This is a genomic window from Desulfonatronospira sp. MSAO_Bac3 (assembly GCF_003838035.1).
Classification (GTDB): domain Bacteria; phylum Desulfobacterota; class Desulfovibrionia; order Desulfovibrionales; family Desulfonatronovibrionaceae; genus Desulfonatronospira; species Desulfonatronospira thiodismutans.
In genome coordinates, this window is record NZ_QYZY01000240.1 from 1 (window position 1) to 9,620 (window position 9,620).

Sequence of the window (9,620 nt, forward strand, 5' to 3'; positions counted from 1 at the left end):
GTTGCCTTCTTTTTGCAGAGTGCTTTCCAGTAGATTGCATTCATCTCTTCCTACGAATGAAATACAAAGGTCAGGTACAACTACAACAGAATAAACTTTGCCTCCACCCAATTTTCGGCAAAAATCTATTGCCTTGTCCATAGTCTTGTTTGCAAACTCGGATCCATCATGCGGAACTAACAGGTTCATAAGTCTACTCCTTAAAAATAGTATAGGGTTTATAGTAAGTTGCTCAGGTCCACTTGCATCTTTATAGCAAAATATGGGCCATAGTTTGTGTTTCGTGTCACTATACAAAAAAATAATGCTATTATAACAGGTTAGGGTATTGCACAAACAAAGGGAGCCTTGTTTTCATGGTAAAAAAATGATGTTTAGTGCTGTGTTGAGGGTGCTGGTGCCAACTAAGGTTGGCACTGGGGCATAAGTTAGCGGACAATGCTTGCGGATATCGGGGGTGGCTGGTGGGACAAACGAGGCCTGATCAAAATGGGATTGTCTCTGAAGAAGATGTGACTGCAAACAGTCTTTTTTGTCAGGCGAAGACGAGTGACAAAAGTCATTCTATATTGTTATCAAAATGATTTTAATCAGCGTAGATCAGTTTACCCCGTGAAATCTCTTATTATTTCACTGGGGCGAGATCAGCGGCTAACATCTTTCTTCTTCATGCAACTGATAATATCAAAGGCAAAGAATCTTGGCCGCTGATTGCGCAGATCTCCGCAGATAAGAAAAGCATTGCCTAAGAGTTTGTAGTGATAAACATTAAGATTGTCTTGATTGCAAATTGGAATCAGAGATTAGACGTCAGAGGTCAGTAAAAACAAAGAGCTATGTGTTGGTTGTTGATTTCTCGATTTTTTGCAGTGCATCTGAATAAAGAAAGGCATCGTGCGGAGAAGGCTCTCTAAGGGTTCAGGCAGTTGCGGTCTGGATGTATGTACATGGTGCAGAGTTTGGATTGACTCTGCACCATGTACATGGTGTGTAGTGGGAAGTGGTTGTGTTATCTTACGGGGTCGGCTCGAAGTCCTGATTTGACATCCCTGTACTCTTCCACGTCGCTGTAGGTAAAGGCGCTCACGTCTATTCCGCTTTCCCTGAAAGAGGTCTTGACCTCCTGAACCAGGGGCAGACTGTGCAGGTATAACACGCCTGTTCCCAAAAGCAGAAGCAGGGAAGATGTCACCAGGATCCTCGCCCATCTTTTTTTTGCCCCGGCCGGGGCTCTCCCTTGGGCCGGGGGGTTATGTGCTGCCTTTTTGTGCATGATCATGCTCTTATCTGATTTCCATCAATTGCTCGGTAATGCCCGGGAATACCACCATGAACATGAGCCAGGCCAAAATTAGGGTCAGGATGACGTTGAAGCCCTGGGTGAAGACGTAGTGATACAGGATCTTGCCGCCGGCAAAGTACTTGGCCAGTTCGCGGAAGTTGGTGGCCAGGCCGATGCTGGTAAAGGCCATGGCAAAGAACCAGGCCCGCAGCGGATTGGCCCATCCCCCCAGGACTCCGTCGCTGACTATGGTCTCGCCCATCTGGTGTCCCAGTGATGCGTAGATAATGGTGAAGAAGATGGAGGCTGCCACGAATCCGAGGACGAACTTGGGAAAGCGTACCCAGATTTCGCGCAGGGCCGCGCCTACAGACAGCTCAACGTTGCTTCCTTCGCGTTCCACCTTGACCGCCCAGTAGGCGGCGATAGCAAAGGCCAGGATACCGATCATTACGTTCTGGATCATCTTCAGTGTGGCTGCAGTGTACATGGCTCCGGGGCCAAGAAGCTCGCCCGCGGCCACAACTGCACCGGTGGAGTCGACAGTACCGCCGACCCAGGCGCCGCCCAGAATGGGATTCATGCCTACGGCTACCACCAGTGCAGGCATGAGGAACATGCCCAGGGCGGTGAAAACTAAGGACAGCCCGACAGCGATGGTCAGTTCCTCACCCTTGGCCTTGGAAGCTGCCGCTGCGGCGATGGCTGCGGACACACCGCACACACTGGCTGCTGCGGCCACGCAGACGTTAAGCGGCTTGGAAGGCAGTTTAATGAATCTGTTTCCTACCCAGTAACCGATGATGAGAACTGTGGGCGTAACACCCCAGGCCACCACGATGCCGGGAGCGCCGATCATGAGGATCAGGCCGAAGAGGATACTGCCGCCAAGAAGGACCAGTCCGGTCTTGATATAGTACTCGGTCTGAACCGCTGGTTTGACCCAGCCAGGTGTACTCATGGTATTACTGATGAGAAGGCCTATAATAATACACCACAGTACGTAACTTAAGCCATATTCACTGGCTATGGCATGGTTGCCGATGAAGAATCCGATTATGGAAATGATGAATACAATGGGATAACCCATCAGAAATGAGCCGACATTTCCACCCATGAAGCTGATACCTATGGAAAACATGAGCCCTGTCAGGATCATAAGCAGGATCATGGAGGGTATAATGTTGTACCCTTCAACGTTGGCATCGCTTCTGGCACTGGATTCGGCGTCCCGGGCATCCAGCCAGGCATCAATGGCGTTTACCGCCTCTTCATTTAAGGCCTCATCCTCGAAATCGGCTTCTGCAGCAGCTTCCTGGGCTTCCCTGGCTTCATCATAAGCTTCTTCTGTCTTCTGCTGGGCTTCTTCATATGCTGGCTTTGCCTCTTCACGCATTTCAGCAGCCCTGGACTCGCTCATGTAAAATGCTTCAATGGGATTGTCATCCCAGCCCTGGGGGCGCTGAATAAGGCTGGCCAGGGCCGGTCCCAGCCCGTAGTCCTGGGCCCGGATATCGTCCAGTTCGTCCTGGGCCTCGATCTGCTCTATAGTGGCAAAGGGAGCCCTTTCTTCTTCGTACTCGACCTTTGCCTCGAACTCTTCCAGCTTCTCAGGAGCGTCTGCAGGAGTGGCTCCCCAGAAGACCACGAGAGCGAATAAAAGCAGGGCCAGACCAAGCCAGTTGGCCCACCAGTCTTCTTTTTTGTAGAGTTGCGCCCAGTCCCTGCCCTTGCCGGAGGAAGAAGTGGCAGCCATTTCTTCCTGAATAGCTTCTTGAGCTTCTTTTTTTTCGTTGTCAGCCATAATTCATAACTCCTTTATTTTATTCAGAGGTTTATTTTTTAATGACGATCACGTTGTGCTTGCCAAGATTGATGACCTTGCAGGTAACTCCGCCCAGTGCTCCCCGGGATGCAGCGCCATGTTTACCGGACGCGCCCATAACAATGTAGTCCACATTCTGCTGATCAGCAGTCTCCAGGATTACGTGTTCTGGTGCTCCGGCCTTGACCATTACGTCTCCCTTAACGCCTTTTTCAGCCAGCCTGCCTTCGATTGCTTTTTTAACGCCTTCACCTTCCTTTTGCAGGGTGTTTTCCAGGAGATTGCATTCATCCTGGCCCACAAAGGAAATGCACAGGTCAGGGACGACCACAACCGATGAGATGGTGCCTCCACCGTGTTGTTCGGCCATCTCAATGGCCTTGTCCAGGGTCTTGTTTGCGAATTCCGATCCGTCATGGGGTACCAGTAGTTTCATAACAAAGTTCCTCCTAAGCTGTTTTGTTGGTTTATAAATATTCTGGCGCAAATGAGTACGCCTTGATCTGCCTTTATTTGCCTCTTGAAGTAAAAATCCTTTCCAGGTGCCTGAAAGGGTCAGCCTGTGATTTAGTTTGAGCTTAAAAAATAGATTTGTAGATTATGTCAAAGGAGCACAAAGTTTTTTTGGGTTTGGCGATAGCAATATGCAGGCCAATTCTTGGGAAATGATTTGTTTTTACGAAAAAAAGCCTTGTCTCAATGGTTTAGGCAGGTAAGAAAGGCTTGGGGCCGGGCTTCTGAACTGCGCAGGACAGGCTTTGGATGCAATATATACGAGGCGGGTGCAAACTTTTGTCAGCAGCAAGGATGTCGCTTCTGTTTTCAAGCATGGCTCAGGCCCGAGACAGCTTGACATGGACGATAAAAATTACGTAACTTTCAGAAGTAGAGAAAAAGTTTTTGTATAGCTTAAAAATGCTTGTTTCAGCTCAGGTGCACATTGGTCTGGAAATCTTGTCAGCCATGCTCGATGCTGAAACGATGAAATGTAGTGGCAACTGAAATTTTTGAATATCTAAAACGTTTATGATGAAGAATCAGAATGCAGAAAAACGGCAACAAAGACGATTTACGCAGGAAAAGCTCATGGTTTAAAAGTTCCATGGGGGTCCAGTCCAAATTTTTGCTGGGAACCGGCTTGATTCTGCTGGCTGTGTGCCTGGTGAGTGCTTTTGTGATTTATTTTTACGAAAAGCGCCAGATGGAGCAGGACGCCCTGGCCAAGTCAGAGCTGGTCATGGGTGCTGTGGATGCCAGCAGGGATTACGTCCGGGAAGTGTTGAGGCCTGCCATGTACGAGAAGTACGGTCAGGATCACTTTATGCTCGAAGCCATGTCAACTTCCTATGTAGGCAGATCGGTTATGGATAGATTTACCCCTACCCTGGAAGAATTCGATTACAGGCGTGTGTCCATCAATGCCAGAAATACCGATTATGAAGCCAGCGAGCTGGAAAGGGAGAAGATCGAGCATTTTGCTGAGCAGGGGAAAAAAGGTGAATGGCAGGGGGTAGTGAGCGTCAACGGTAAGGATCAGTTCAAGAGATACCGGCCTGTGGTCTTTGAAAGCGAGTGTATGCGCTGTCATGGGTCGCCTGATGATGCTCCGGAGGTACTGGTGGAGATGTATGGCAGTGAAAGGGGATTCGGGCGCAGCGAGGGTGAGCTTGCCGGGTTGAGCGTGGTGAGTATTCCCGTGGAGGCGGCCATGGCCCAGGTCAGAGAAAAGGCCTTTTCCGTTTTTCTGGTGGTTTTTCTTGGAGTCTCCATCGTATTTATTGCCCTGAGCTTCTTTTTCAACCGCATGGTGGTGACCAACCTTCGCGGTCTTCTGGAGATATTCAGGGATGAAGCAGACAGTCATCCTGCGAACCTGGTGCATATACCCAGCCGGGGGATGGATGCCGGTGACGAGCTCAACGAGCTGACCGATGCCGCCTCCAGCATGGCGGAACACCTGCGCAGGACCCGGGAGCAGCTGAGACAGTACGCCCAGAATCTGGAGGTCAAGGTTCAGGAGAGAACCAGGGCCCTCAGGGACTCTGAAGAACGTCTGCAGGTTCAGGTCAGGGCCAGGAACCAGGAGCTTCAGACTCTCAATGTCCTGGCTGAGCTTACAACACAGGCAGTCGGTCTTTCAGAAATACTGCCCCAGGTTCTGCACTGGACCCTGAAGACCTTTCCGGCCCGGGGAGCGGGAATCTATCTTTATGATGAAAACCAGCGCATGCTGGTTCTGCAGTACCATGAAAACTCTCCCGGTCTCAGTACAAAGGTCCCTCTTCAGGGCCAAGATCTTCCTGCAAGCATGTATCAGCCCCGGAATCTGGAAGAATCCATTGTCCAGGCCGCCTGCGGGCAAGCCAGCTATTTCGACTGCAGACAGAACTCCGGTTGTCTGAACATTCCACTTTGCTGCCGGGGGCGGGTGCTCGGGGTCATGACTTTTTCCGGGGTGAATGAAAATGAACTCACCAGCGAGATGCACAGCCTTCTGGCTTCCATAGGACGGCAGATAGGTATCGCCGTGGAAAGCCTGCAGAACATGGAGAAACTCCTGCAGAGCAAGGAGCTTCTGCAATCTGTTTTTGACGGCATTACCGACCAGGTGATTCTTATGGACAGGGATTTTCGAATCAGGATGGTCAACAGAGCCTATGCCAGGATGTATAATGTGGATATGGATGAAGTCATCGGCAGGCGGTGCTATGAAATTCACGGCAGCGGTGAAAGGCCGTGCCATGATTGCGGCCTGAACGAGGTGCTGAAGACCAGAACACCCGTGGTTCTTGAGACCCGCTGTCCCGCCCCTGAAGGTATTTTTCAGGTGCATTGCTATCCTGTACTGGATGAATCAGGAGATGTGGAAAGGGTGATCCGCTATGTCAAGGAAATAACAGATCAAAAACAGATGGAGCAGAAGATCCAGCAGACTGAAAAGCTGGTGGCCATGGGACAACTGGCAGCCGGTGTGGCCCATGAGATCAATAACCCCCTTGGAGTGATTCTTTGTTACGTAGAGCTATTAAAGCGGCAGTTTTCCGAAGTGCCTCAGGGACAGGAGGATCTGGTCACCATTGAAAAACAGGCCCGCAACTGCAAGCGCATCGTAAGCGACCTTCTGGAATTCGCCCGCAGCGGAGAAACCAGTAAGCATACTGCCTCGTTGAACCAGACCCTGGAAGAAGTCCTGGGTATGGTGGGTGAGCAGTTCAAAAAACAGGGGGTACAGATAGAGACAGACCTGGATCCTGATCTGCCCCAAATGGAAATGGACACCAACAAAATCAAGCAGGTATTCATGAACCTGCTGATGAACGCCCGCCAGGCCATGGATGGCCGGGATGGCAAAATGCACATAAGCACCAGATACATGGCCCAGGACAGTCTGGCCAGGGTGATATTCTGGGACAATGGTGAAGGAATTCCGGAATACATGCAGGACAAGATATTCGATCCATTTTTCAGTACCAAACGCACAGGCGAGGGGACAGGTCTGGGACTTTCCGTGAGCTATGGAATTATCCGGGAGCATGGAGGTGAAATCATTGTCGAGAGCAGGCCTGGTGAGTGGACCAGGTTTGTTATTGAATTGCCTGTTTGAGCATGGGGCATGGGGCATGGATTTAAGAATTTAGGGATTGGGGGATTCAGGCATTGAGGAATTCGGAATTGAAGAATTGGGGGATTGGGGGAAGTGTGGGGCATAGGGTCCCAGTGAAACCCCTGTCTACGACAGGGAGCTTTTTGGGCTGTTTCACGGGGCAGGCATGGGGAAGAAGTATGTAAGTATGTGAGTATGGGCGTATGGGAGTTGGGTATGGGGAAGAAGAGGGGGAGGTAGTTTTGAAGAGTCGGGGAATGTATAAGGCGGGGAAAATATGAGCAAGCAGCGCTTGATGATAATAGATGATGAAAAGGATATGCTGCAGGGGTTGTCACGGATTCTGCCCCAGGAGCTTGAAAATATCCAGGTGGAGACTTTTTCCAGTGCCTTGAGCGGGCTGGAATCCATCAAGAGGCAGCCTGTGGACGTGCTGCTGCTGGATATCCGCATGCCGGAAATGGACGGCATGGAAGTTTTGACAGCGGTCAAGGAGATTGATCCCTGGATCACCGTGGTGATGATAACAGCTTATGGAAGTATAGAAACTGCAGTGGAGGCCATTAAAAAAGGAGCCTATGACTTCATCACCAAACCCTTTGAGATTCCGGATCTGGTGCGGGTCCTGAATAAGGCCCTGGAGAGGAGCCTGCTCATCCGGGAAAACATGAACCTGCGCAAAAAGGTCTCTGAAAAAGAGCCTTTTGCAGACTTTGTGGGCCAGTCACCGCCCATGCGCCGGCTTTACGACGGAATACAGGCCCTGGCCGGTACTGATTATACAGTATTGATCAGAGGCGAATCGGGAACCGGCAAGGAACTGGTGGCCAGGGCCCTGCATGAATTAAGTCCCCGCAGCAGCCGCAGGATGGTCACTGTCAACTGTCCGGCCATCCCGGAGCACCTGCTGGAAAGCGAGCTTTTCGGGCATAAAAAGGGGGCGTTTACCGGGGCGGAGCAGAACCACACCGGCATGTTCCTGGAGGCGGACAAGTCCACGCTGCTGCTGGACGAAATAGGGGATCTGCCGGTATCCATACAGACCAAGCTGTTGCGGGTATTGCAGGAAAGAGAAGTCCGGCCACTTGGTTCGGATAAGCCACGCAGAGTTGATGTGCGCATTCTGTCCTGCACCAACCAGGATCTGGAAGCCAGAATTCAGGATCGAAGCTTTCGCGAAGACCTGTATTACCGCCTGAACGTGGTTACCCTGCGCACCCCTTCCCTTTCCGAGATCACCGAAGATATTCCCCTCCTGGCGGATCATTTCCTGCGCAGTGTCTGCAATGAGCTGGGCCTGCCCCTGAAACGTTTCAGCGTGGCCGCCATACAGTCCATGATGCACAAATCCTGGCCGGGCAATGTGCGCGAGCTGCAGAATTTTGTCCGCAGGGTGGCCCTTTTTTCGCCTGAGGAAGAAATAGGAGCCGCGGATATCCGCGTTGCCCAGGACAGTCTGTATGGCTCGGCCGAGAGCCGGCAGGACCAAGACAGCAACGGCAAGGCGGTCAAGCCTTACCAGCAGGCCAAGGAGGAGCTCCTGGAGAATTTTACCAGGGAATATATAACCAGGCTGCTGGGTCAGACCGAGGGCAACGTGACCCGGGCCTCTGATATAGCCGGCATAAGCCGTACAGCCCTGCAGAAAATTATGCGCAGATACGAAATCCGCTCCGAGGATTTTAGGTAGTCATTATGCGGAAATGCTTTATTTACGCATACCGCCCTTTATTCCAGCTAAACTTTGGTCTTGCTCGCAGTGTTCAGTCTCCGGCTTTTTTTTTCTGTAAGACCAGAATCTATTTACTAAAAGTCAGTGCGGGTTATGCCTGTTTCCTTGGCCGGAATTGAAAGCTTTGAAAGGTGTCGTTGTAGTGAGAGCATTGGAGATTAGGGAGGTGGGGGACGGACAAAAAGGCGATAAACAAGGCCGCTGACTTTATCAAAATGATTATCCATGGTTACAAGCTCCGCCCCTGTTTCCATTGTCTGTGCGGCAATCCATATGTCGTTTGAGGGAATGGGAGTTCCCTGATTTTTTAGTTGCAAGGCGATTCTTGAATATCTATCAGAGGTAATATCGGTAATTGTAGTGGTTTCAACTGCCGGATGTGATAAAAACAGATTCAGATCTTTCATGTTATCAGAAAATCTTGAGCCATTCCTGAATCCGAATATGAGTTCGCCTAGTACGATGGGAGATATAAATATAACATCAGCCCGGACAATATATTCAACCAGTTCGGAATAACCCAGTTTAAAGCCTGCATAGGCATTGGTGTCCAGAATTAGCTTCATTTCCACATTTCTTCATCTATCTGTTCACAAAATTTTACGGCTGATTCGAATTCAGCGGCATCTTCCTGGGTCCATCCGCCAGAGAGCTGTTTAAGGGAGGATGTGGGAGGTTTCACTGGTCTGATTTGTTCATAAATGATTTCTTTGATAGTTTGATTGATGGATTTCTGGTTTTGATCTGCCCTTCGCCGTATTTCCTGTTCAACTTCAGGGTCGATGCCCCGGATGGTGATTTGCTGCATGACTCATCTCCTGATGTTTTATGACTCATAAATATGACTCAGTGTGTTGTTTGTCAAGGAGATCCTCGGTTTTTAGGAGGCAAGGTGCTGCAGGGTGAGGTACGTTCAGCAAAAGATTGAGCCGCACCCTGTTATTAATAACGGTCTGTATTTCTTTGGTGTTGCTTGAGTTATGGAAACGGATGGAGGTGGGAAAAAGAAAATTTGGGGAGTATTGGGGTGAGTGATGGGACTTGAACCCACGACCCCCAGGGCCACAACCTGGTGCTCTGCCGACTGAGCTACACTCACCACAATCATGCGTAAGTTTTAATATATAACCCCACAAGCGGGTTTGGTCAAGGGAAAAATTCCGGTTGCCTGTGTTAA

Annotated in this window: 8 protein-coding genes and 1 tRNA gene; 2 read left to right on the forward strand and 7 right to left on the reverse strand. The window is 50.2% G+C overall.

Features of this window, described 5'->3' with window-relative positions:
• The 4 genes from D5S03_RS08285 to D5S03_RS08300 form a co-directional block, all read right to left on the reverse strand.
• Positions 1–189 (reverse strand): putative universal stress family protein (locus tag D5S03_RS08285; RefSeq protein WP_502697117.1); only part of this gene is annotated, 189 nt, incomplete at its 3' end.
• Between the two features lie 820 nt (positions 190–1,009).
• Positions 1,010–1,273, reverse strand: a complete 264-nt coding sequence (locus tag D5S03_RS08290) for a hypothetical protein (protein WP_287043421.1) — start codon at positions 1,271–1,273, stop codon at positions 1,010–1,012.
• Between the two features lie 10 nt (positions 1,274–1,283).
• The gene (locus D5S03_RS08295) at positions 1,284–3,086 is read right to left on the reverse strand and encodes a YeiH family protein (protein WP_287043423.1); all 1,803 of its coding nucleotides are present in this window, start codon (positions 3,084–3,086) and stop codon (positions 1,284–1,286) included.
• Positions 3,087–3,117: 31 nt separating this feature from the next.
• Positions 3,118–3,543 carry a universal stress protein gene (locus tag D5S03_RS08300; protein ID WP_287043425.1) on the reverse strand — a complete coding sequence of 142 codons (426 nt, stop codon included), beginning with the start codon at positions 3,541–3,543 and terminating at the stop codon, positions 3,118–3,120.
• A gap of 606 nt (positions 3,544–4,149) precedes the next feature.
• On the opposite strand from D5S03_RS08300, the gene D5S03_RS08305 reads away from it, so the two are divergent.
• Both D5S03_RS08305 and D5S03_RS08310 read left to right on the forward strand, forming a co-directional pair.
• The gene (locus D5S03_RS08305; protein ID WP_287043426.1) at positions 4,150–6,711 is read left to right on the forward strand and encodes a c-type heme family protein; all 2,562 of its coding nucleotides are present in this window, start codon (positions 4,150–4,152) and stop codon (positions 6,709–6,711) included.
• Between the two features lie 277 nt (positions 6,712–6,988).
• Positions 6,989–8,401: a sigma-54-dependent transcriptional regulator gene (locus D5S03_RS08310; protein ID WP_287043427.1), complete on the forward strand. Its 1,413-nt coding sequence runs from the start codon at positions 6,989–6,991 to the stop codon at positions 8,399–8,401.
• 200 nt (positions 8,402–8,601) lie between these two features.
• Here D5S03_RS08310 and D5S03_RS08315 read toward each other — a convergent pair whose 3' ends face one another.
• The 3 genes from D5S03_RS08315 to D5S03_RS08325 form a co-directional block, all read right to left on the reverse strand.
• Positions 8,602–9,009: a type II toxin-antitoxin system VapC family toxin gene (locus D5S03_RS08315; protein ID WP_008868353.1), complete on the reverse strand. Its 408-nt coding sequence runs from the start codon at positions 9,007–9,009 to the stop codon at positions 8,602–8,604.
• A complete protein-coding gene (locus D5S03_RS08320) occupies positions 9,006–9,251 on the reverse strand; it encodes a FitA-like ribbon-helix-helix domain-containing protein (RefSeq protein ID WP_287043429.1) in 246 nt (81 codons plus the stop codon). Before D5S03_RS08320 ends, D5S03_RS08315 begins: the two co-directional genes overlap by 4 nt.
• A 215-nt stretch (positions 9,252–9,466) precedes the next feature.
• Positions 9,467–9,542, reverse strand: a tRNA-His gene (locus tag D5S03_RS08325).
• Positions 9,543–9,620: the final 78 nt, after the last annotated feature.

Excerpts from the sequence above, each read along its gene's own strand:
- D5S03_RS08310 (WP_287043427.1), top strand. The coding sequence starts at position 6,989 with ATGAGCAAGCAGCGCTTGATGATAATAGATGATGAAAAGGATATGCTG.
- D5S03_RS08290 (WP_287043421.1), bottom strand. The coding sequence starts at position 1,273 with ATGCACAAAAAGGCAGCACATAACCCCCCGGCCCAAGGGAGAGCCCCG.
- D5S03_RS08295 (WP_287043423.1), bottom strand. The coding sequence starts at position 3,086 with ATGGCTGACAACGAAAAAAAAGAAGCTCAAGAAGCTATTCAGGAAGAA.
- D5S03_RS08315 (WP_008868353.1), bottom strand. The coding sequence starts at position 9,009 with ATGAAGCTAATTCTGGACACCAATGCCTATGCAGGCTTTAAACTGGGT.
- D5S03_RS08320 (WP_287043429.1), bottom strand. The coding sequence starts at position 9,251 with ATGCAGCAAATCACCATCCGGGGCATCGACCCTGAAGTTGAACAGGAA.
- D5S03_RS08300 (WP_287043425.1), bottom strand. The coding sequence starts at position 3,543 with ATGAAACTACTGGTACCCCATGACGGATCGGAATTCGCAAACAAGACC.
- D5S03_RS08305 (WP_287043426.1), top strand. The coding sequence starts at position 4,150 with ATGCAGAAAAACGGCAACAAAGACGATTTACGCAGGAAAAGCTCATGG.